General features: G+C 71.8%; 18 protein-coding genes. 6 read left to right on the top strand and 12 right to left on the bottom strand.

Annotated features, from left to right (window positions below; all coding sequences use genetic code 11):
- Positions 1-54: 54 nt before the first annotated feature.
- The 3 genes from lysX to ACQPY0_RS39730 all read right to left on the bottom strand — a co-directional run bounded on the left by lysX (position 55) and on the right by ACQPY0_RS39730 (position 4656).
- The gene (gene lysX / locus ACQPY0_RS39740) at positions 55-3267 is read right to left on the bottom strand and encodes a bifunctional lysylphosphatidylglycerol synthetase/lysine--tRNA ligase LysX (protein WP_432995548.1); all 3213 of its coding nucleotides are present in this window, start codon (positions 3265-3267) and stop codon (positions 55-57) included.
- 76 nt (positions 3268-3343) lie between these two features.
- Positions 3344-3850, bottom strand: coding sequence for a hemerythrin domain-containing protein (locus tag ACQPY0_RS39735; RefSeq protein WP_432973085.1), 507 nt, complete (start codon positions 3848-3850; stop codon positions 3344-3346).
- Positions 3851-3894: 44 nt separating this feature from the next.
- Positions 3895-4656 (bottom strand): polyphosphate kinase 2 family protein, encoded by a 762-nt coding sequence (locus ACQPY0_RS39730; RefSeq protein ID WP_432973082.1) that lies wholly within the window; start codon positions 4654-4656, stop codon positions 3895-3897.
- 283 nt (positions 4657-4939) lie between these two features.
- Here ACQPY0_RS39730 and ACQPY0_RS39725 point away from each other — a divergent pair, with 283 nt between their 5' ends.
- From ACQPY0_RS39725 to ACQPY0_RS39715, 3 genes are read left to right on the top strand one after another with little or no spacing between them, the layout of a single operon-like run.
- Positions 4940-6001 (top strand): lysylphosphatidylglycerol synthase transmembrane domain-containing protein, encoded by a 1062-nt coding sequence (locus tag ACQPY0_RS39725; protein ID WP_432973079.1) that lies wholly within the window; start codon positions 4940-4942, stop codon positions 5999-6001.
- Between the two features lie 55 nt (positions 6002-6056).
- A complete protein-coding gene (locus ACQPY0_RS39720) occupies positions 6057-6833 on the top strand; it encodes a DeoR/GlpR family DNA-binding transcription regulator (RefSeq protein ID WP_432973076.1) in 777 nt (258 codons plus the stop codon).
- Positions 6830-7198 (top strand): DUF4406 domain-containing protein, encoded by a 369-nt coding sequence (locus tag ACQPY0_RS39715; protein ID WP_432973073.1) that lies wholly within the window; start codon positions 6830-6832, stop codon positions 7196-7198. Before ACQPY0_RS39720 ends, ACQPY0_RS39715 begins: the two co-directional genes overlap by 4 nt.
- An 89-nt stretch (positions 7199-7287) precedes the next feature.
- Here ACQPY0_RS39715 and ACQPY0_RS39710 read toward each other — a convergent pair whose 3' ends face one another.
- Positions 7288-8895, bottom strand: a complete 1608-nt coding sequence (locus ACQPY0_RS39710) for a DHA2 family efflux MFS transporter permease subunit (protein WP_432973070.1) — start codon at positions 8893-8895, stop codon at positions 7288-7290.
- A gap of 250 nt (positions 8896-9145) precedes the next feature.
- On the opposite strand from ACQPY0_RS39710, the gene ACQPY0_RS39705 reads away from it, so the two are divergent.
- Positions 9146-9493 carry a Fur family transcriptional regulator gene (locus ACQPY0_RS39705; RefSeq protein WP_432995546.1) on the top strand — a complete coding sequence of 116 codons (348 nt, stop codon included), beginning with the start codon at positions 9146-9148 and terminating at the stop codon, positions 9491-9493.
- 230 nt (positions 9494-9723) lie between these two features.
- Here ACQPY0_RS39705 and ACQPY0_RS39700 read toward each other — a convergent pair whose 3' ends face one another.
- The 3 genes from ACQPY0_RS39700 to ACQPY0_RS39690 all read right to left on the bottom strand — a co-directional run bounded on the left by ACQPY0_RS39700 (position 9724) and on the right by ACQPY0_RS39690 (position 12667).
- Positions 9724-10311: a TMEM165/GDT1 family protein gene (locus ACQPY0_RS39700; protein ID WP_432973067.1), complete on the bottom strand. Its 588-nt coding sequence runs from the start codon at positions 10309-10311 to the stop codon at positions 9724-9726.
- Between the two features lie 307 nt (positions 10312-10618).
- Positions 10619-11911 carry a serine--tRNA ligase gene (serS, locus tag ACQPY0_RS39695; protein WP_432973064.1) on the bottom strand — a complete coding sequence of 431 codons (1293 nt, stop codon included), beginning with the start codon at positions 11909-11911 and terminating at the stop codon, positions 10619-10621.
- A 45-nt stretch (positions 11912-11956) separates the two neighbouring features.
- A complete protein-coding gene (locus tag ACQPY0_RS39690; RefSeq protein ID WP_432973061.1) occupies positions 11957-12667 on the bottom strand; it encodes a TetR/AcrR family transcriptional regulator in 711 nt (236 codons plus the stop codon).
- 83 nt (positions 12668-12750) lie between these two features.
- On the opposite strand from ACQPY0_RS39690, the gene ACQPY0_RS39685 reads away from it, so the two are divergent.
- Positions 12751-14169, top strand: coding sequence for a DHA2 family efflux MFS transporter permease subunit (locus ACQPY0_RS39685; protein WP_432973058.1), 1419 nt, complete (start codon positions 12751-12753; stop codon positions 14167-14169).
- On the opposite strand, the gene ACQPY0_RS39680 is transcribed toward ACQPY0_RS39685, so the two are convergent.
- Both ACQPY0_RS39680 and ACQPY0_RS39675 read right to left on the bottom strand, forming a co-directional pair.
- Positions 14111-15673, bottom strand: a complete 1563-nt coding sequence (locus ACQPY0_RS39680; protein ID WP_432973055.1) for an MFS transporter — start codon at positions 15671-15673, stop codon at positions 14111-14113. The genes ACQPY0_RS39685 and ACQPY0_RS39680 overlap by 59 nt on opposite strands.
- 32 nt (positions 15674-15705) lie before the next feature.
- Complete coding sequence (locus ACQPY0_RS39675; protein WP_432973052.1) at positions 15706-17067, bottom strand: cytochrome P450; 1362 nt, start codon at positions 17065-17067, stop codon at positions 15706-15708.
- A 230-nt stretch (positions 17068-17297) separates the two neighbouring features.
- Between ACQPY0_RS39675 and ACQPY0_RS39670 the strand changes: the two genes are divergently transcribed.
- Positions 17298-18323 carry an adenosine deaminase gene (locus ACQPY0_RS39670; RefSeq protein ID WP_432973049.1) on the top strand — a complete coding sequence of 342 codons (1026 nt, stop codon included), beginning with the start codon at positions 17298-17300 and terminating at the stop codon, positions 18321-18323.
- Positions 18324-18326: 3 nt separating this feature from the next.
- Here the strand turns inward: ACQPY0_RS39670 and ACQPY0_RS39665 are convergent, their stop codons facing one another.
- The 3 genes from ACQPY0_RS39665 to ACQPY0_RS39655 are packed head-to-tail and all read right to left on the bottom strand — an operon-like array spanning position 18327 to position 21335.
- Positions 18327-19277 carry a class I mannose-6-phosphate isomerase gene (locus ACQPY0_RS39665; RefSeq protein ID WP_432973045.1) on the bottom strand — a complete coding sequence of 317 codons (951 nt, stop codon included), beginning with the start codon at positions 19275-19277 and terminating at the stop codon, positions 18327-18329.
- On the bottom strand, positions 19274-20470 hold the full coding sequence (locus tag ACQPY0_RS39660; protein ID WP_432973042.1) for an ADP-dependent glucokinase/phosphofructokinase: 1197 nt from the start codon (positions 20468-20470) through the stop codon (positions 19274-19276). Before ACQPY0_RS39660 ends, ACQPY0_RS39665 begins: the two co-directional genes overlap by 4 nt.
- A 1-nt stretch (position 20471) precedes the next feature.
- The gene (locus tag ACQPY0_RS39655) at positions 20472-21335 is read right to left on the bottom strand and encodes a ketose-bisphosphate aldolase (RefSeq protein ID WP_432973039.1); all 864 of its coding nucleotides are present in this window, start codon (positions 21333-21335) and stop codon (positions 20472-20474) included.
- Positions 21336-21352: the final 17 nt, after the last annotated feature.

The raw sequence follows: 21352 nt of genomic DNA, 5'->3' as shown, positions 1-21352 counted from the left end.
GCCGTGACGGATCGACTACCCTCAGTGAAGCGCTCCAGCTCCCAGCCGGCCCCGCTAGCGGGCGCGACCGGGCTTGACCAGGGGGAACGGCAGGGTCTCGCGGATCGTCCGGCCCGTCAGCAGCATCACCAGGCGGTCCACGCCCAGCCCCAGCCCGCCGCTGGGCGGCATCGCGAACTCGAAGGCGTCCAGGAAGTCCTCGTCGAGCTCCATCGCCTCCGGGTCGCCCGCCGCCGCCCGCAGCGACTGCGCCGTCAGCCGCGCGCGCAGCTCCACGGGGTCGACCAGCTCGGTGTACGCGGTGCCGAGCTCCATGCCGAACGCCACCAGGTCCCACCGCTCGGCCAGGCGCGGGTCGTCGCGGTGCTGGCGGGTCAGCGGGGAGACGTCGACCGGAAAGTCGGTGTAGAAGGTCGGACGGACCGTGGCGCCCTCCACCAGGTGCTCGTACAACTCGAGCACCAGCTGCCCGTGCGTCCAGGTGTCCTGCCAGGCGACGTGCAGCTTGTCGGCGAGCGTGCGCAGCTCGGGGACGGTCGCGTCCGGGGTCACGTCGGTGCCCGCGGCGCTCGACACCGCGGTGTAGACGGGCACCACCGGCCACTCGTCGCGCAGGTCGACGACCTGCTCGGCCCCGGCGAAGTCCCGGCGCAGCACCGGTTCGTCGCCCGCGGCCGCCAGGATCAGCTCGCGGACCAGGCCCCGCATGCTCGTGTAGTCGCCGTACGCCTGGTAGGCCTCCAGCATCGTGAACTCGGGGTTGTGGGTCGCGTCCACGCCCTCGTTGCGGAAGTTGCGCCCGATCTCGAAGACGCGCTCGACACCGCCCACCGCCAGGCGCTTGAGGTACAGCTCCGGCGCGATGCGCAGGTAGAGCCGCATGTCGTAGGCGTTGCTGTGGGTGATGAACGGGCGCGCGTTCGCCCCGCCGTGGATGGGCTGCAGGACGGGGGTCTCGACCTCGACGTACGCGTGGCCGTGCAGGGCCTTGCGTAGGGCGAAGGTGACCGCCGAGCGCGTGCGCACCATGTCGCGGGCGGGCTGGTTGACGATCAGGTCGACGTGGCGACGACGGACCATCGCCTCCGGGTCGGCCATGCCCTTGTGCTTGTCCGGCAGCGGCTGCAGGCACTTCGCGGTCAGCTCCCAGGCCTCGGCGAACACCGACAGCTCGCCGCGTCTGGTCGTGCCGACCTCGCCGGCGACGCCCACGTGGTCGCCGAGGTCGACCGTCGCGGCGAACTCAGGCCGGCCGGCCAGGACCACCTGCAGGTCGCCGGTCCAGTCGCGCAGCGTCGCGAAGCACAGGCCGCCGTGGTCGCGCAGCCGCACGACCCGGCCGGCGAGCGCGACCCGCTCGCCGGTGCGCCGGTCGGGGGCGAGGTCCGGGTGGGCGGCGCGGACCTGGGTGACGCTGTGGGTGCGGGGGAAGCCCGGCGGGTACGGCTCGATCCCCGCCGCCCGCAGCGCGTCGAGCTTCGCCAGCCGGATCCGCACCTGCTCGGGGCGCTTGCGGGTGTCGATGACCGGGGGAGGGGTGAGCTCCTCCCCGGTGATGATCAGCTCGCGGCGGTCGGCGGCCAGGGGCACGGCCGAGCCGCGGCGCAGGAGGGTGCGCAGCCGCGGTACGACCACGAAACCCTCGGCGAGGCCGGAGGCCAGCCCGACCTTCGGCAGGTCCCGCACGTCCTCGAAGCACAGGAAGCGCGGCACCCACTGCGGGTTGTACTTCACGTTCGAGCGATACAGCGACTCCAGCTGGAACCAGCGCGACGCCACCAGCAGCATCGCCCGCCACAGCCGCAGCACCGGCCCCGCCCCGATCCGCGCGCCCTCCTCGAACACGGCGCGGAACACCGCGAAGTTCAGCGACACCCGGTGCACGCCGATGCGCTGCGCCTGGCGCATGAGGGTCGCCACCATGTACTCGATCAGCCCGTTGTCGGATTGCCGGTCGCGGCGCATGAGGTCCAGCGACAGCCCGCCCGCGCCCCACGGGGTGAAGGACAGCACCGCGACCTCGCGCCCGTTCGCGTCGTAGGCCTCGACCAGCACGCAGCGGCCGTCGTTGGGGTCGCCCAGGCGGCCCAGTGCCATCGAGAAGCCGCGCTCGGTCTCCGTGTCCCGCCAGCGCGTCACCAGCTCGATGATCCGGGCCATCTCGTCCGCGGGGATCTCCGCGTGGCGGCGGATCCGCACGGTGTACCCCGCCCGCTCGACCCGGTGCACCGCCTGGCGCACCTGCCGCAGCCGGGGCGATTCGAGGTCGAAGTCGCGCACGTACAGGACCGCCTCGTCGCCGAGCTCGATGACCCGCAGGCCGGCCCGGGCGTACGCGGTCGCGCCCTCCTCGCCGGCGCCCATCACGGCCGGCGTCCAGGCGTACTCCCGCGCCTCGCGCAGCCACGCCTCGATCGCGGGCGTCCACGAGTCCGGGTCGCCCAGCGGGTCACCACTGGCCAGCGAGACGCCGAAGACGACCCGGTAGGTCACCGCCGAGCGGCCCGACGGCGACAGGATGACCTCCTTGTCGCGGCGGGTGGCGAAGTACCCCAGCGAGTCCCGCTCCCCGTGCTCGGCCAGCAGCCGGCGCACCGTGCGCTCCTCGTCCGGGTCCAGCGAGGCGATCATCCGCTGCGAGCGCAGCAGGGCGAAGAGGGCGGCGAACAGCGCGATCGCGCCGAAGGTGCCCAGGACCAGGTTGATCCAGCCGGGGGCGCGCCCGTGCCGGTCCACGTCGAAGGCGAACGCGCCGCCCAGCACGGTCCGGCCGCTGTACTCCAGCCGCTGCACGCCGGGCCCGATCGAGCCCGGGAACAGCTCGACCAGGCCCCAGCCGAGCAAGGTGGACACGACGAGCAGGACGCCGAGGGTGGCCAGCGCCTTGGGCAGGCTCGCCCGCTGGACCCGGGCGCGGAACTCGCCGCGCGCCAGCCACAGCAGGCCCAGCAGCGCCGCGGTCACCACCAGGTTGGTCGCCGCGGCCGCCACGCCGTGGAAGGGCAGTCGCAGCTCGTGCGCCTCGGAGCCGCGCTCGCCGACGTCGGACAGGACGAAGGCGTCGTAGAGCCCCTGCACCGCGAACACCGCCGCCAGCAGCCAGAACGTGATCCGCTTCCGGTTGTGCACGCCGGCGGCGAGGGTGATGAGGAAGGCGGCGTACCCGACGTTCGCGGGGGCCGGCACCAGCAGCGCGTCGATGCTCGCGCGCACCGGGTGGACGCGCGACCCGAGCGCGACGCTCACCGCGGCGACCGCGCACAGCACGGCGACGACCAGCAGGCCGGCCGCGAACCAGTCGGGAATACGCTCTCGCTTCACCGGGACATCATGCCCCTGACACTCAACTGTTCTCCTGGATGTACCGCTTCGGGTCCTTGTCGGTGAAGGTGAGGCCCCTGCCGCTGGGATGCTCGCCGTAGAAGGTGAGCCACTGCTCACCCAGCTCGATGCGCAGCTTCATCCCGGCGAGCTTGCGGAAGTCGGGCAGCACCTCGTCCTCCTCCTCGGTGAGGTGCTCGCTGTTCTCCTTGCGCGCGTCCCACACCGCCTCCCACCACTCCTGCGAGCCGACGGCGTGGCGCTCGGCGGCGTCGATCGCGTCGCGGATCTTGTTGTGGTCGCGGATGGCGTCGTCGGTCTCCTCCTCGGCGTCGCCGCTGTGCCGGCGCAGCAGGCGGGGGTACAGGATCCGCTCCTCCGCCTCGGCGTGGATCCGCAGGTGCAGCGCGAGCGCGTCCCACACGGCGGTGAGCTGCTCCTCGCCCTCGCCCTCGGCGTCGTCGAGGCGGGCGAAGCCGCGGCGGAAGGCGGCGTGGTCGTCGAGGATGAGCGCGGTGATGTCGTCCATGCGGAGGTTCATCACCTCAGCCGGACGATTTCAAACCACCCGTTTCAGTCGGCGTCGTGGAGGTTGTAGCCGCGTTTGGTGAGCTTGGTCTCGATGGTGTGGCACACGTGTTCGAGGACGGCGACGCGGGCGTATCGCTTGCTGTCGCCGGCGACGACGTGCCAGCGGGCGCGGGGCCGGTCGGTCCTGTCGAGCACGTCCTCGACCGCGGCTTCGTAGTCGGCCCGGCGTTCACGGTTGCGCCAGTCCTCGTCGGTGAGCTTCCAGGATCGCAGCGGATCGTTGGCCCGGTCCTCGAAGCGACGCAGCTGCTCCTCGGCGGACACGTGCATCCAGAACTTGATGAGGATCATGCCTTCGGCGGTCAGGGTGCGCTCGAACTCGACGATCTCGTCGTAGGCCCGCCGCCATTGCTTGGGGGTGGCGAATCCCTCGACGCGTTCGACGAGCACGCGTCCGTACCAGGAGCGGTCGAGCACCGCCATGCCGCCCCGGCCGGGCAGCACGGCCCAGAATCGCTGAAGAAAGTGGTGCCGCTTCTCGTCGTAGGTGGGAGCGGCGAACTGCGCGACCCGGACGTGGCGGGGATCGAGCGGAGCGACGAGGCGTTTGATCGTCCCGCCCTTGCCGGAGGCATCCCAGCCCTCGAAGAGGACGCACAGGGGCGGCCCGATCTTGTGGTCGCCGAGCTGGCCGCCCAGGAGCAGGCGCAGCCGGAGAAGACGTTGCTGCGCCGCCTCGAGCCGCCGCTCGGCCTCGTCTCGCGGAAGATCCGCTGAAAGATCGACTTCGGAGAGCCGGGTCATGCTGCCGTACCAGCCTCTGGTCCGGGATGTTCGCGGGGTGTCCGACTGCTGTTTGCCTTCACGATCCGAGCCTGTCACAGGCGCGACGCGTCGGCACAGCCGGTCCGGCAGGACGCGTGCCCACGTCCGAGAGCAGCTCGGTTGCGGCCGGATGGCGCGATCGCGGCGGGTACTCCCCGCGGCGATGAGGGCGCCACCGAGCCGGCGCGAGCGTGATGCGCGCAACTGAGCTGGGGCTGAGGATCTTCGCCGTTTCGCTACCTGACGGTGGGATCGTGATCGCGTGAGCACGTCACGCAAGACGGCACTGCGGGTCACCGGCCTGCTGCTGGTGCTCGTCGTGGCCGGGCTCACGCTGCGCACGAACCTGCCCGACCTCGGCCAGACGCTCGACGTGCTGGGCTCCGCGCACCCGTGGTGGCTGGTGCTCGCCGCCTGCGCGGAGATGACCTCCCTGCGGCACTTCGCCCTGCAGCAGCGGCGGCTGCTGGCCGGGTTCGGGGTCCGGATGTCGGTGCCGCGCGCCATCGCCGTCACCTTCACCCGCTCGGCGATCTCGTTCAGCCTGCCCGCCGGCTCCGCGGTCTCGGCCGGCTTCGCCTTCCGCCAGTTCCGCACCGCGGGCGCCACCCGGCGTGCGGCCGGCGCGGTCGCCGTGCTCTCCGCCGTGCTGTCCGGCGTGGCGCTGCTGCTCATGTACGGCGCGGTCGTGCTCATCCCGCGCGGTGGCGCCACCGGCAACACCGACACCCTGGTCACGGTCGTGGCGATGCTGGTCCTCGCCGGCCTGGTGTTCCTGCTGGACTTCCTGCTCTCCCCGCGCCGCCCCGGCCCGCCGCCCGACTTCGGCGAGCGGCTCGTCGCGCACCGTGAAGCGCAGGAGCCAGGCCGGGCGCCCGGCGGCTGGCTCGCCCGGTCGCGGGGTGCCATGCGGCGCACCCGGGACGACCTGCGCCGGCTGCCGCGCCGCTCCTGGGTGCTCTCCCTCGTGCACGCCACGGTCAACTGGGGCCTGGACTTCGGCTGTCTGGCCGCGACCGCCGCCGCGTTCGACATCGACGTGAGCCTGGTGCGGCTGGCCACCGTGTATCTCACGGTGCAGCTGGTGCGCCAGGTGCCGCTGAGCCCGGGCGGCATCGGCGTGGTCGAGGTCGCGCTGCTGGCCGGGCTCGTCTCCGCCGGCGCCGGGCACAGCCCGGCGGCGGCCGCGATGCTGGTGTACCGCCTGCTGTCCTGCTGGCTGATCATCCCGCTCGGCCTGCTCGCCTACACCACCCTGCGCCGCGCCCCCAAGATCCCGGACGCGCCGGCGGTCCAGCCGCCCGCGCTCGCAAGCCGACGTTAGGACCGACTTCACAACAATCTTTCAAATCTCACAGGGATTCTGTTAGATTCGGCGCGTGCCCGTGCCGGACCGCCTCGACCTGACCCTCCGCCTCGTCCGTGGCAGCGGCCGCCTGAGCCTGGCCGAGCTCGCCGAGCGCCTCGGCGTGTCCGAGATGACCGTCCGGCGCGACCTCGACGCGCTGCAGGAGCAGGGGCTGGTCCGCCGGGTCCGCGGCGGTGCCGTCGCGCTCGACGTGCCGGTCGAGCGGGCCGGGTTCGCGGTCCGGGAGCGCTGGTCGGCCCCGGTGAAGGCGCGGCTCGGCCGCGCCGCGGCGGAGCTGATCGAGCCGGGCGGCACGGTGCTGCTCGACGCCGGCACCACCACCGCCGAGCTGGCCGCGCACCTGCCGGCCCGGGCGCCGCTGACCGTGGCGGTGCTGAGCCTGCAGGCCGCCGCGCGCCTCGCCGACCAGCCCGGCATCCGGCTGCTGGTCATCGGCGGCGAGTCCCGCGCGGGGGAGCGCAGCCTGGTCGGCCCGCTCGCCCTCGCCGCCCTGGACCAGCTGCGCTTCGACACGTTCGTGATGTCGATCGGCGCCGTGCACCGCGACCTCGGCTGGTCCGAGTTCGACCTCGACGACGCCGCCGTGAAGCGGGCCGCGCTGCGCCGCGCCGGGCGCACGATCGTCGTCGCCGACGCCACCAAGCTCGGCGTCCAGGCCTTCGCCCGGGTCGCCCCGCTGGAGGCCGTGGACGCGCTGGTCACCGACGCCGAACCGGAGAACGAGACCCTCGCCGCCGTGCGCGACGCCGGCGTGCGGACCGTGTTGTCAGAAGGAGACGCCTCATGATGATCCTCGTGGCCGGCCCCTACCGTTCCGGCACCGGCGACGACCCCGCCCGGCTGCGGGCCAACGTCGAGGCCATGAACGACGCCGCCGTCACCCTCTTCCGCGCCGGCCACCTGCCCGTCACCGGCGAGGCCCTGGCCCTGCCCCTCATAGAACAGGCTCAGTTCCTTGGTCGTGGACCGGTCGGCGCCGTCGACACCGTCTTCGACGAGATCTTCCACCCGATCTCGTCGCGCCTGCTGGAGCGCTGCGACGCCGTCCTGCGCATCGGCGGCCCGTCCGCGGGCGCGGACGAGATGGTCGCCCAGGCCCGCGCCGGGGGCAAGGCCGTCTTCGCGTCGCTCTCCGAGGTCCCGCCCGCGTGATGGATGTCGTACCAGCTGTGTACTTCAGCAAGCGCACGACGGCCCCGTGACCGTATCGGTCACGGGGCCGCCCGCGCGAGTCGCCGGACTCAGTGCATGATCACCGGGGCCGGGGCGCCCGCGCCCTCGTCGTCGTTGAGGTGCGAGACCTCCCGCTTGCGGGGCAGGAACGCCAGCGGGACGAACGTCGCCAGCACCAGGATGAAGCCGACCCAGTAGGTCGAGGCGAACGCGTCCGCGACGAACTCGAGGCCCTTGCGGATCGTGTCGGCCCCGAACGCCTGGATGATCTGCGGGCCCTGGACCTTGTCGTGCGAGCCGATCGCCGCGTCGGCCAGCGTCAGGGGCCCGCCGGTCTGCGGGTTGGTCGCCCCCGGGATCGCCGGCGCGTCGTTGAGCCTGCTGGTCAGGATCACCGACATCACGGCGCCGCCGACCGAGCCGCCGATCTGCTGCAGGATGTTCACCAGCGTCGAGCCGCGGGCCACCTCGTGGTTGGTCAGCGTCTTGAGCGCCGAGGTCATGATCGGCATCATCGTGCCGCCCATGCCCAAGCCCATCACGAACAGCGAGCCGCACAGCAGCAGGTACGACGTGTCGGCACCGACCTGCGTGAACGTGAAGAACCCGGCCGCGATGAGCACCATCGCGAACGGCACCGTTCGCCCGACCGGGATCCGGTCCGCCAGCGTGCCGGCGATCGGCATGGTCAGGATCGCGCCGATGCCCTGCGGGGCCATGAGCAGGCCGGCGTCCAGCGTCGACTCGCCACGCACCTGCAGGAAGTAGCTCGGGAAGAGCAGACCGGCGCCCATGAACGCGATGACGAAGACGAACAGCGAGACCGCCGCGACCGTCAGTCGCCGGTTGCGGAACAGCCGCAGGTCCAGCAGCGGGTGCTTGGGCTTGAACGAGTAGAACACGAAGCCGATGACGAGCAGGCCGCCGATGAGCATCGGCATCCACACCTTGTTCGCCGAGATCGTGCCGGCCTCGGGCCACGAGGACACGCCGAAGAGGAGCAGCGCCAGGCCCGGCGAGAGCATCAGCATGCCGAGGAAGTCGAAGGACTCCGAGGGCTCGGTGTGGTCCTTGGGCAGCGCGAAGGCCGCGTAGACCAGCGCGATCGCGCCGATCGGCAGGTTGATCAGGAAGATCCAGTGCCAGCTCGCCGTGTCGATGAGCCAGCCGCCGAGGATCGGGCCGCCGATCGGCCCGAGCAGCATCGGGATGCCCAGCACGGCCATGAGCCGGCCGATACGCTGCGGCCCGGCCGCGCGGGTCATGATCGTCATGCCGAGCGGCATGAGCATGCCGCCGCCGAGGCCCTGCAGCACGCGATACGCGATGAGCTGGTCGATCGAGTCGGCGGTCGCGCACAGGCCCGAGCCGACCGTGAACAGGAACAGCGCCAGCATGTAGAGCCGCTTGGTGCCGAACCGGTCCGCGGCCCAGCCGGACAGCGGGATGACGGTCGCCAGGGCGAGCGTGTAGCCCGTCATGGTCCAGGCGACACGCGCATACGTCGCGTCGAACTCGCGCATGAACGTCGGCAGGGCCACACTGACGACGGTCACGTCGAGAATCGACATGATCGCGCCCAGCACGATCACGCCCGCGATCTTGAAGACGGCGGCGTCGAGTTTCTCCGGCGCCGCGCCGCCGCTCGAGGCGACGGCGGCTTCCTGTTGGACCACGTGCTTGCTCCCCCCAGCGTGTGCAACTCACACGTACAAGTGTTTGGTTTCGCTGGACAGCGTACGCGTCACGCATTTGGGGCTGCGACCGAGATCCGCAGGCTGCGCCACAGGTGCAACCGCCGCAACCTCGCTCGCCCGGCCGAGGTCCAACCGACTAAGGCTACGCTAAGCTCGACGAGTGAACGCCGCCGACCACGACCTGGACGCGCACCCCGTCCGCCGCAACACCAAGCAGCGCGACGCCGTGATGTCGCTGCTCAGCGACGTCGACGGCTTCTACAGCGCCCAGGAGCTGCACGTGATGCTCCGCGAGCGCGGCGCCAACGTGGGCCTCACGACCGTCTATCGCACCCTGCAGTTGCTCGCCGACTCCAACGAGATCGACATCATGCAGGTCCCGGGCAGTGACGCGCGTTACCGCCGCTGCAGTGACCGTCATCACCACCACCTGGTCTGCCGAGGCTGTGGCCGCACGGTCGAGGTCCTGGGCCCGGCGGTCGAACGCTGGGCGGACCGCATCGGCGAGGAGCACGGCTTCACCGACGTGAGCCACACCCTGGAGATCTTCGGCACCTGTTCCAACTGCAAGCACTGACCCCGCGCCCACCGGCGGCTTACGCCGTGCGGGCCGCCGCGCACCGGCGGCCAGGACCTCCCCGCCGGCGCGAGCCCGCCGTGGACGGGCCCGGTTCCTCGCGGTGTCGCTCGAGGCCGGCATCGCGCGATCGCGGCGGTCGTGACGCTCGCCATGGCGCACGCGGAGCTCGACGCGATCATTCGAGACCCGCGTGCGGCACGACGTCGAGCTGCCGGGCGTCCGGCGGGTCAGAGCAGCTCGTGGAGGGCCTCGAACAGTAGCCAGGCGCCGAAGATGGCGAACAGGGCCGCGGCGCCGTACTTGATGGCCTTCTCCGGCAGGTGGCGGCCCAGCTGGCGGCCGATGACGATGGCCAGGGCGTCCGCGGCGACCATGCCGACCGTGGAGCCGATCCACGTGCCGAGCCAGCCGTGCTGGGTGGCCAGCGTGATGGTCGCCAGCATCGTCTTGTCGCCGAGCTCGGCCAGGAAGAACGAGACGCCCACCGCCAGGATGGCCGAGCGGGTGGTGCGCTCGGCCTTGCCGCGCTCCTCGTCGGTCAGGGTGTCGCCGCGCAGGGTCCAGGCGCCGAAGCCGAAGAAGGCGATCGCGGCGACCAGCGAGATCCAGCCGGTCGGCAGGGCCGCGCCGAGGCCGTAGCCGACGGCGACGGAGACCAGGTGCACGATCGCGGTGGCGACGGTGATGCCGATGAGGACCGGCACGGTGCGGAAGCGGGTGGCGAACGTCAGCGCCATGAGCTGGGACTTGTCGCCGAGCTCGGCGACGAAGATGACGCCGAAGCTGATGGCCACGGCGGCGAGGAACGCGCTCAAGTGGAACCTTTCCCGGGGCGGCCGGGAGGTGAGGCTGGACGACCTCGACCCGGCCGTCCAGCTTGTTGAAGAACACAGCCGACAGCGAGGCCGAAAGTCTCGTCCGCTTCCGGGGGCCGGAAGCCGCGCGGCCGGGTGCCGCAAGCGGCGCCAGTATGTCGACCGGGCAGTTGAGGACTACTCCCCTTCGTGCAGGTACACCATAGCTGATCTCGGTCGCGGCGGGCACGACGGGAACGGTGAGCCGCGTCGCAGCCCGGATGCCGTGCCCATCGGTGCGGCATCCGGGCCGTTCGCGCCGGGTGGGTTACCTGCGCTTGCCGGGCTTCGTGATGCGGTCGGTGCCGACCTTGTCGCGCAGCACCTCCGGGACCAGCACCGAGCCGTCGGCCTGCTGGAACTGCTCCAGGATCGCCGGGAAGATGCGGCTGGTCGCCAGGGCGGAGCCGTTGAGCGTGTGGACGAACTTGTTGGTCTTCGAGCCCGGCACCCGGTAGCGGATCCCGGCCCGGCGGGCCTGATAGTCCCCGGCCCAGGAGACCGACGAGACCTCCTTGTACTTGCCGGTGCTGGGCATCCACACCTCGATGTCGATCGTCTTGCGCATCGAGGCGCTGGCGTCGCCGGCGGCCAGCAGCGAGCGGCGGAAGTGCAGGCCGAGGTCGTTCACGAGGCCCTCGGCGTAGTCGACCATCTCCTCGAGGGTCTTCTCGCCGTCCTCCTGGGTGGTGAACTGGAAGATCTCCACCTTGTTGAACTGGTGGCCGCGCACGGTGCCGCGCTCGTCGGAGTGCGAGCCGGCCTTCTCGCTGCGGTAGCAGGGCGTGTACGCATACGCCCGGTGCGGCAGGTCCCCGGTTTCGAAGATCTCGTTCTGGTAGGCGCCCAGGATCGCCGTCTCCGACGTCGGCAGCAGGAACCGGCCCCGCTCGTCCTCCCCGGTGGCGATGTGGAACACCTCGTCGTAGAACTTCGGGAACTGCCCGGCGGCGTAGCCGGCCGAGTCCAGCAGCAGGTGCGGCGGGAGCATGAACTGGTAGCCGGCCGCGAAGTGCCGGTCGATGAACCAGTTGACCAGCGCCCACTCCAGCCGCGCGCCCCAGCCGGTGTAGATCCAGAAGCCGGAGCCGCCGAGCTTCACGCCGCGGTCGAAGTCGACCAGGCCCAGGTCACTGGCGAGCTGGACGTGGTCGCGGACGTTGTCGATCTGCGGCGGCTCGCCGTAGACCCGCACGACCTGGTTGGCCTCCTTGCCACCGGCGACCACGTCGTCGGCGGGCAGGTTCGGCAGCTCGCTCATGGTGGTGTCGAGGTCGCGCTGGGTCTGGGCCAGGCGGTCCTCGAGCTCCTGCAGGGCGGCCTTGGCGTCGCGGGCGGTCGGCTCGACGGCCTGGCCGGCGGCCTTGGCCGCGGCGAACGCGCGCGCCTCCTCCTTGCGCCGGGCCCGCTCGGCGTCGATCTCGCCGATCAGCTCGCGCCGGCGCTTGTCCAGCTCGGCGATGGAACTCAGCGCGCGGGACACCTCGGACGCATCAAGCCTCTTGGACAGTCCGGCCTCGACCGAGGCCCGGTCCTTGCGAATCAACTCGATGTCGAGCATGCTGCCGCGCACCTTCGCTTGAGTAAAGGGAGAAAACCCGGACGCTCAGGATGCTACCGGGCGGCCCGCAGCCATTTTCTCCACCGCGCCCATCACGAGGTCGATGCCGAAGGCGAAGTACTGGTCCAGGTCGGGCGGGGACTGGTAGGTCTCGGCGAGGCGGACCATCTGCGGATAGCGCTCGGCCGACAGGCTCTGCAGCTGGATGCGCTGCTGGCGCAGCCACTCGCCGACCTGCTCGGGCGGCACGGAGAGCGGGCAGCCGGGCTGGGCGTGGACCAGCCCGATCGTGGCGTGCAGCAGGTAGGAGGCGACCCAGTAGCCCTCCTCGAGCGTGAACCCGGCCCGCTCCAGCAGCGCCAGCGCGTCGTCGGTGGCGCGCGTGAAACTCTCCACGGCCTTCTTGTCGCTCGCGTGCAGCAGGTCAGGCAGGCACGGGTGGGCACGCATGGCCCGCACGAGCGCCTCCACCATCGCGCGCAGTTGCACCGGCCAGGGGTCCGCGATCTGCATCGCCCCCCGCGGAGCGGTGGCGGCGCGGTCGGCGCGCACGTCGGCCAGGACGTGGTCGATGAGGCCGAGCAGCAGCTCGTCCTTGTTCTTGAAGTGCCAGTACAGCGCCATCGGGGTGACCCCGAGCTCCTGGGCGAGCCGGCGGATGGTGATCGCGTCCAGCCCCTCGCGGTCGCCGATGAGCAGGGCTCGCTCGGCGACGGCGGTGCGGGTGAGGCGCTCGGCGGAGGTCTTGGGCGGCACTTGACAACTGTACAACGTATGGGTTCTCCTCTACAACGTACATGTACGACGTACAGGTACACCGTATAGGGGGAGCATTCACAATGAGAAACCGCTGGCTGGCCCTGGTCGCCGTCGCCCTGGGCACCTTCATGACCTACCTGGACAACAACGTCGTCAACGTGGCGCTGCCGTCGATCCAGCGCGACCTGCAGCTGAGCATCTCCGGGCTGGAGTGGATCGCGAGCTCGTACATCCTGGTCTTCGCCGGCCTGCTGCTGGTCGGCGGACGCCTCGCCGACGTCTTCGGCATGCGCGGCATGTTCTTCGCCGGCCTCGGCATCTTCACCGTCGCATCCGTCGCCGCCGGCCTGGCCGGCAGCCAGGAGGTGCTCATCGGGGCGCGGGCGCTGCAGGGCGTCGGCGCGGCGCTGCTCACCCCGACGGCCCTGGCCCTGCTCACCGAGCTCTTCCCGGACCCACGGGAGCGCGGCGCGGCGGTGGGCATCTGGGGTGCCGTCGGTGCGCTCGCCCTCGCGATCGGGCCGCTGACCGGCGGGTACCTGAGCCAGCACGCCTCCTGGGGCTGGATCTTCCTGATCAACGCCCCGATCGGCCTGGCCACCGCGATCCTCGGCGCCCTGACGCTGCCCGCCGGCCGGCGCAGCCGCAACCGCAGCCTCGACCTGCCGGGCCTGCTCACCAGCGCCCTGACCCTGTTCGCCCTGACCTTCGCGCTCATCGAGGGCGAGTCGCGCGGCTGGACCTCCGGCGTCATCCTCGGCGCGTTCGCCCTGGCCGCCTTCGCCGCGATCGGTTTCGTCGTCATCGAGCTGCGCACCGAGCACCCGATGGTCGACCTGGCCTTCTTCCGCCTGCGGGTGTTCAGCGGGGGCCTCGCGACCATGGGCCTGTGGGCCTTCGGCGTCTTCGGCATCTACTTCTTCACCGCCATCTTCCTGCAGAACGTCCTGGGCTTCTCCCCGACGGAGGCGGGCTCGGCGTTCATCCCGATGGCGCTGCTCATGGCGGTCATGGCCACGCTCGCGCCGCGGCTGGAGGCGCGCTTCGGCGCCGGGCGCACGGTCGCGGCCGGCATGGCGCTGATGGCCGCCGGCGTCGGCGGGCTCGCGAGCGTCGGCGAGGGCTCCGGGTACACCGACCTGCTGCCCTGGTTCGCGATCTTCGGCCTCGGTGGCGGCCTGCTCGTCCCGCTCAACAACGTGGTCCTCGGCGCCCTGCCGCAGGCCCGCGCCGGCATCGCCTCGGGCATGCTCAACGTCTCCCGCGAGGTCTTCGGCCTGCTCGGCATCACGATCCTCGGCGCGATCCTGTCCAACCGGCAGAACGCGGCGAGCGGCGCGCCGCTGCACCGGTTCCTGCAGGGGTACGAGTTCTCGCTGGTGGTGGCGGCCTCGCTGGTCGCGCTCGGCGTCCCGATCGCCCTGGTGGCGCTGCGGCGGCTCAGGACGCCGGAGGCGCCGGCGATCGCCGAGCGCGAGCCGGAGCTGCAGTCGGCATGACCGCCGGGGGAGCGTCCACGGCGCAGTGCGACCAGGGCTTCTCCTCCACCATCACCGCGCGGCCGCCGGCGCCCTCCGCCGGCGGCAGCGCCTTGATGTTGCGGATCGTCACCGCGGCCAGCAGCCCGCCGAGCGCGCACAGCGCGGCGCAGATGAGCACCGCCCGGTGGAACCCGGCCGACAGCAGCGCGGGGGAGTCGTAGGCGGCGCTGGTGATCCCGGCGGCGGCCGGCAGCACCGCGACGGCGACGAGCCCGGCCGCCCGGGCCACGTCGTTGTTCACCGCCGAGGCCATCCCGGCGTGGGTGGCCGGGGCCGCGGACAGCGCGGTCGAGGTCAGCGGCGCGACGGTGATGGCCAGGCCCAAACCCAGCACCAGTACCGCGGGCAGGACCTCGGAGGCGTAGCCGCCGGTGCCGTCGATCCGCGCGTACAACGCCATCCCGGCCCCGGCGACGAGCGGCCCGACGCTCATCTGCAACCGTGGCCCGATCCGCGCGGCCAGCGCCCCCGAGCGCGCGGACAGCAGCAGCATCACGATCGTCACGGGCAGCAGCGAGACGCCGGCCTGCAGCGGGGAGTACCCGGACACCTGCTGCAGCTGGATCGGCAGCAGGAACAGGGCGCCGCCGAGCGCGCCGTAGATGATGAACGTGACCACGTTCGTGGCGCTGAACTGCGCCGAGGCGAACAGGCCCAGCGGCAGCATCGGGTGGCGCAGGTGCGCCTGGCGCCACAGGAAGGCGGCGATGAGCAGCGCCCCGGCGGCGAGCGCGCCGAGCACGGGCGCGCTGGTCCAGCCGAGGGCCTGGCCCTCGATGAGACCGTACGTCACCCCGATCAGCCCGGCCGTGACCAGCGCCCCGGAGACCAGGTCGACCCGGCCGCTCGCCTCCTCGTCGCGGGACTCGGGGACGTGGCGCCAGGTGAGATACACCACCGCCGCCGCGATCGGCACGTTGATGGCGAAGATCAGTCGCCACGACGACGCGCCGAGGCCGACCAGCCATCCGCCGAGGAACGGCCCGATCGCGGTGGCGACGCCGCCGAGCCCCGACCACGCGCCGATCGCCTTGCTGCGGTCCTCCTGCCGGAACGACGCCTGCAGGATCGCGAGGCTGCCGGGCGTGAGCAGCGCCGCGCCGACGCCCTGCAGCGCCCGGGCGGCGACCAGCGTCCAGCCGCTCGGCGCGACGCCGCACAGCACGGAGGCGAGCGCGAACCAGACCACGCCGGCGGCGAAGACCCGGCGGCGGCCGTATCGGTCGCCGAGCGCCCCGGCGAGCAGCAGCAGCCCGGCGAGCGTGAGCGTGTAGGCGGTGACGACCCATTGCAGCACCTGCAGGTCGGTGCCGAACGAGCGCCCGATCGCCGGCAGCGCGATGCCGACGACGGTCGCGTCGATGGAGGCGATGCCGGAGCCGAGGATGGTGGCGGTGAGCACCCAGCGGCCCGTGGCGCTGGAGAACGCGAGGCGGCCGGGTGCGTCCGCGGCGGAGGTCATGCCCACAACCTAGTCCGGTTCGAGTGAGGTCCTCAGTTGCGCAGGCCCTTCACCCGCACCTTGAACGACATCGCCGGGCCCGGGGTCGGGGCGGTCTTCGTCGCCAGGGTGTAGTCCGGGCTCTCGAGCTCCAGGTCGAGGCGGTGCAACAGCCGGGCCATCGACAGCGCCATCTGCACGTCGGCGAAGCTCTTGCCGAGGCAGGTGTGGGGCCCGCGGCCGTACGGCGAATACGCCCCCGGCTGCAGATGCTCCGCGCGCGGCTTCTCGTAGCGCGTGATGTCGAACTTCGCCGGCTCGGGGAAGTACTCCTGCATGAAGTGCGGGACGGTGGTGCCGATGTACACCATCTCGCCCTGCTTGATCGTGTGCCCGGCGAAGGTGAAGTCGCGGGTCGCCGTGCGGATCAGGGCCACCGCCACCGGGTACAGCCGCATGGTCTCCATCAGCGCGTAGCGCGTCGCCGGCAGCCGGCGCACGTCGTCGTCGCTGATCGGCCCGCCCGAGAACACGGCGTCGGCCTCCGCCCGGATCCGCGCCAGCACCTCGGGGTGCTTGAGCACGGCGTAGAGGAACGCGGCGGTGGTGTTGGCGACGGTGTCCAGGCCGGCGACATACGGCCCGGTGAGCGTCATCACCAGGTCCTCCTGCGGGACCAGCCCGGGCCGGTTGAGGTGGGCGTCGATGAGGTCCTCGACGAGGATGCGCCGCTCCGGCGGGGTCTGTCCCGCCCGCGCCTTGAGCTCGGCCGCCATCCGCTCGCCGAGCTCGAAGACCCGCGCCTTGGCCCGCTTGTACCTCGGGTTCGCAAGCAGCACCCGCGGCCGCTGCCGGGTGACGAGCACGTTGAGCACGTAGAGCGTCAGCAGCCGGATGTCGGGCACGTGCTCCCGCGGGGCGTTGCCGGTGAGCAGCTCGCCGAGCTGCTCGGTGACGAGGTACTGCATCGCCTGCACCACCGGGACCGTGGAGCCGGCCTTCCAGTCGCGCTCCAGCACCCGGTCGGTGATCTCGATCAGCTCCGGCCCGCGCCCCTTGATCGCGTCGCGGGAGTAGCCGCGGCGCATCAGCTCGCGCAGCTCCCGGTGGCTCTCGCCGTCCTCGCCGGTCAGGGTGCGGGTCGCGCCGTACTCGTCGACCATGCCCTGCCAGAACTCCTTGGAGCGCAGGCACTCCCGGCCCTCGCGGGAGTTCATGAAGTTGGCCGCGTCGGCGCCGGCGATGACGGTGCAGGTCTTGTTGAGCAGCTTCATCCGGAAGACCGGGCCGTGCTCGCGATAGGCCTTCACCAGGAACGCCGCCGGGTCACGGCCCATCTCCAGCGCGCTGCCCAGGACCGGCAGGCCCTTGACCGCCGGCGTCGTGCGAGCCGGTGCCTCATCCGTGACCGTCACGTGCACCCCCTTTGTTCACGTGCACGAGGGTATCGAACTCGATCGCTTTTAGGTGCCCGGCACGTTACCGGTCGGTGACAAGCTGCAACCAGGCCCGACTGTTTGCGGTGTAACATCCTTTTGCTACGGTCGCACCGCGGACCCGAGAGGCGCTGCGACGGATACTCCTTTCCGCCACGCTCGGTCCGCCGTCAGAAACGAAGGGCGCCTCCGACACGGAGGGCGAAACGTTGCGCACCATCGCCGAATTCGTCGCCGGCCTGCCGAAGGTCGAGCTGCACGTCCACCACGTCGGCTCGGCGACCCCGGCCACGGTGGCCCGCCTGGCCGAACGCCACGCCGGCGCGACCCCCGTTCCCGCCGACCCGCAGCGGCTGGCCGAATACTTCACGTTCACGGACTTCGCCCACTTCATCGAGGTGTACCTCTCCGTCGTGGACCTGATCCGCGACGCGCAGGACGTGGCGACCCTGACCTACGACATCGGCGCGGGCCTCGCCGGGCAGAACGTGCGATACGCGGAGCTGACCCTGACGCCGTATTCGTCGATCGCCCGCGGCATCCCCGCCGAGGCCTACTGCGAGGCCGTCGAGGACGCCCGTGCCCGCGTCCTGCGCGACCACGGCACCGAGCTGCGCTGGTGCTTCGACATCCCCGGCGAGGCCGGGATTCCGTCCGCCGACGTGACCCTGGAGACGGCCCTCAAGCAGCGCCCGGACGGCCTGGTGAGCTTCGGCCTCGGCGGCCCGGAGAGGGGCGTGCCCCGCGAGTGGTTCGCCCCGCACTTCGCCCAGGCCCGGGCGGCGGGCCTGCGCAGCGCCCCGCACGCGGGCGAGTCGACGGGCCCGGAGACGATCTGGGACGCCCTGCGCCACCTGGGCGCCGAGCGCATCGGCCACGGCATCGCCGCCGCCCGAGACCCGGACCTGCTCGCCCACCTGCGCGAGCACGACATCGCCCTGGAGGTCTGCCCGACCTCCAACGTCTGCACCCGCTCGGTGCCGTCGCTGGCCGAGCACCCGCTGCCCGCCCTGGTCGCGGCGGGTGTGCCCGTGACCATCAACTCCGACGACCCGCCGATGTTCTCGACCACGCTCAACGAGGAGTACGTCGTGGCCGCGCAACTGCTGGGCCTGGACCACGCGGGCGTGGCGGAACTGGCCCGCCAGGGTGTGCGCTACGCCTTCCTCGACGAGCCCCGCAAGGCGGCGCTGCTGGCCGAGATCGACGCCTACACCGCGGCGGCGACCGCCTAGCCCTCAGGCGGACGCCGAGAGACGGATCACCTCGACCTCGCCGTCCAGCCGGAGCGCTCCGGCGGCGTACGGGACCAGCAGCGTGTCGCCCCGCCGGACCGGCAGGTCGTCGTGTTCGCCGGTCAGCCGGCCCGCGCCGGCCACCACGACCAGGACGCTGCAGCCGCGCTCCACGCGGTCGCCGCCGTGCAGGCGGCGGGCGGCGAAGAAGCCGTCCGCGGCCTCGGGCAGCAGGCGGGCCGGGGTGCCGCGCAGCCCGTCGAGGCGTGACGGCGTCCAGGCGCCGCGGTCGACGCACTGCAGGGCCAGGTCGTAGCCGAGGCCCAGGTGGCCGTCGGCGAGGCCGAAGCCCTCGTACTCCAGCAGCACGGAGAAGTCGGTCGGCTCCTGGACCTCGACCAGCAGGATGCCGTCGCCGATCGCGTGCGGCAGGCCGGCCGGGCAGAGGATCGCGTCGCCGGCCGCGACCGGGACCTTGTTGGTGGCGGCGAGCATCGCCTCGGTCTTCTGCCCGGCCACCCAGCCGGCCAGCTCGGCGGCCGCCACGTCACGGGCGAAGCCCAGATGGACGTACGCGCCGGGCCGCGCGGCGACGATCACCCACGCCTCGGTCTTGCCGTACGGCGAGGCGAGGTGCGCGGTGGCGAAGCGGCGGTCCGGGTGCACGTGCAGCGGCAGCCGCTGACCGGCGTCGAGCAGCTTCACCAGCATGCCGGTGTCGGCGCGGTCCGGGCCGAGCCACCAGCGCGGGTCCGCGGCGATCGCCTCGGCCAGCACGCGGCCGTCGGCCAGGGTGGACAGCCCGGCCGGGGCGAGCCCGAACCGGCTGGTCACCGAGCCCACCCAGTCCTCGGGGCGGTCGGGCAGCGCCGGGCCGTTGCGGAACTCGGCGATCCGGCCGGCGCCACGGTAGAACGTCTCGGGCTGGTTGGCGGGCAGTACCTCGATGGTCATCGGTCTCCCTTCAGGGCCAGCTCGGCGAGGAAGCCGCCGACGAACGTGTCGCCGAGCCCGACGGTGGTGGGGTTCGCGACGTCGAGCGCGAAGCCGGGGACGCACTCGACCCGCTCGCCCAGGCGCGCGCGCAGCGCCGCCGCGAAGGCGACGGACTCGGGCCGCCGCGGCAGCCGGCGCAGGCGCTCGACGTCCTCGTCGGTGAAGTCGTCGCCGTGGCAGTAGCGGGTGGCGGCCATGACGGTGCCGGTGTCGAGGGCGCCGGCGTAACCGCCCGCGCCGAGTGCCAGGGCCCAGTACTTCGTGTGCAGCACCAGCGTAGGCACCGGGATGAGCGCGTGCACCGCCGTGAGCGCCGCCGCGACCTCCTCGGCCGAGAGCAGGTCGACCGGGTGCCCGAGGTACGACTGCAGCTCGTCCTCGTTCAGCCCGTACACGTCGATCTCGCTCAGCAGCGCTTCCCGGACCCGGCGGCTGAAGGCAGGCTCGTGGTACGCCGCGTCCTCGAAGTAGGTCACCGCCCCGGCCGGCAGCTGCCGCATGTGCGCCTTGAGGGAGGCGAGCCGCTCGTCGAGCTCCGCCTCGTCGAGCATGGCGTTGAATCCGGAGATCAGGAAGACGTCCGCCTTGGCCAGCCGGTCGCCGAGGTCGGCGGTGAGCAGCATGGCGCCGTTGGCCGGGTCGTTGACGTAGATCAGGCGGTTCGGGAACGGCGCGGTGATGTCGATGTCGCCCGCCCGGACCCGCAGGCCCTGGTCGTACTGGACGATCAGGTGCGGGTAGAAGGTTTCCCCGGAGCCGCTGTTGGTGTACTCGCTGCCCGCCGGCAGCAGCCGGCGGAAGGTGTCGTTGACGCTGACCAGGTGCAGTGTCGACGGCACGCCGAGCCGGCTCATCAGGATTCCGGCCCGGACCGAGGTGCCGCCCAGCGTCTCCCGGTGCGGGAACCGGTTCGCGAAGGCCGACAGCGCCGGGGCGGCGGCGACGAAGTGCTCGCCGCCCCCGCCCCGGGCCACGTATCCGAGGATCGACACCACGAGGTCCCGCTCGCTGGTCACCCGGGCCGGCGACGTCAGTTCCGCGGCGACGATGCCGTGCTCGGCGACAAGCTGTTCCAGGACACCGGCGGTCAGCTTCAACTCGTAGTCGACGCAACCGCCGAGGCCCAGGACTACACGGGACGCGTCGGGCATGTCAGTAGAGCGAAGCCTTGCCGGCGGCGCCGAACAGCTCGATCTTCTGCGCGGCGACCACCTTCATGGCCTCGATGCAGGCGGGCTGGATGGCGTTGGGCTCGCGCACCTTCTGGTCGCTGCCCAGCACCTCGCGCATCTTGTTGTGGTAGGCGATCTTGATATCGGTGGAGATGTTGATCTTGTTGATTCCGATCCGCGCGGCCTCGCGGATCTCGTCGTCCGGGTTGCCGGAGCCGCCGTGCAGCACCAGCGGGATCTGCACCCGGCTCTTGATCTCCTTGAGCAGGTCGAGCTTCAGCTCCGGCTTGAGGTGGGCCGGGTAGAGGCCGTGGAACGTGCCGATCGCCACGGCGAGGCTGTCCACGCCGGTCTGCTCGACGAACGTGACCGCGTCGTCGGGGTCGGTGTAGATGATCTCGGCGGCACCCGCCTCGGCGTAGGTGTCGTTCCCGCCGATCGTGCCGAGCTCGCCCTCCACCGACACGCCGAGCACGTGCGCGGAGTCGGTGACCTTCTTGGTGATCGCGATGTTCTCCTCGAACGGCTTCAGCGAGCCGTCGATCATCACGGAGGTGAAGCCGTACTGGATCGCCTGCAGGATCTGCTCGTAGGTGGCGCCGTGGTCCCAGTGGATCGCGATCGGGACGCTCGAGTTGTGCGCCCGCTCGACGATGCCGGCGATCATCTCGCGGCCGATGTGCCGGACCTCGTCGGGGTGGATCCCGATGATCAGGGGGGCGTTGGTCTCCTCGCTGATCTCCACGATCCCCCTGAGCATCGCCCAGTCGCTGATGTTGAAGGCGGGCACGGCGAAGCTGTGCTCGTTGGCGACGTCCAGGATCGCCTTGCCGGTCGTCAGCATGTTCTGTGCTTCTCCTT

Source organism: Dactylosporangium sp. CA-233914 (genome assembly GCF_050942935.1).
GTDB lineage: Bacteria > Actinomycetota > Actinomycetes > Mycobacteriales > Micromonosporaceae > Dactylosporangium.
Note: the sequence above shows the minus strand (reverse complement) of the source record. Positions and strands in the feature narration are given on the sequence as shown.

What these genes read in the sequence shown, in the direction of transcription:
- ACQPY0_RS39655 (WP_432973039.1), bottom strand. Translation starts at nt 21,335, where the DNA reads ATGCTGACGACCGGCAAGGCGATCCTGGACGTCGCCAACGAGCACAGC.
- ACQPY0_RS39665 (WP_432973045.1), bottom strand. Translation starts at nt 19,277, where the DNA reads ATGACCATCGAGGTACTGCCCGCCAACCAGCCCGAGACGTTCTACCGT.
- ACQPY0_RS39660 (WP_432973042.1), bottom strand. Translation starts at nt 20,470, where the DNA reads ATGCCCGACGCGTCCCGTGTAGTCCTGGGCCTCGGCGGTTGCGTCGAC.
- ACQPY0_RS39685 (WP_432973058.1), top strand. Translation starts at nt 12,751, where the DNA reads ATGAGAAACCGCTGGCTGGCCCTGGTCGCCGTCGCCCTGGGCACCTTC.
- ACQPY0_RS39730 (WP_432973082.1), bottom strand. Translation starts at nt 4,656, where the DNA reads ATGACCCGGCTCTCCGAAGTCGATCTTTCAGCGGATCTTCCGCGAGAC.
- serS (WP_432973064.1), bottom strand. Translation starts at nt 11,911, where the DNA reads ATGCTCGACATCGAGTTGATTCGCAAGGACCGGGCCTCGGTCGAGGCC.
- ACQPY0_RS39715 (WP_432973073.1), top strand. Translation starts at nt 6,830, where the DNA reads ATGATGATCCTCGTGGCCGGCCCCTACCGTTCCGGCACCGGCGACGAC.
- ACQPY0_RS39705 (WP_432995546.1), top strand. Translation starts at nt 9,146, where the DNA reads ATGTCGCTGCTCAGCGACGTCGACGGCTTCTACAGCGCCCAGGAGCTG.
- ACQPY0_RS39680 (WP_432973055.1), bottom strand. Translation starts at nt 15,673, where the DNA reads ATGACCTCCGCCGCGGACGCACCCGGCCGCCTCGCGTTCTCCAGCGCC.
- ACQPY0_RS39735 (WP_432973085.1), bottom strand. Translation starts at nt 3,850, where the DNA reads ATGGACGACATCACCGCGCTCATCCTCGACGACCACGCCGCCTTCCGC.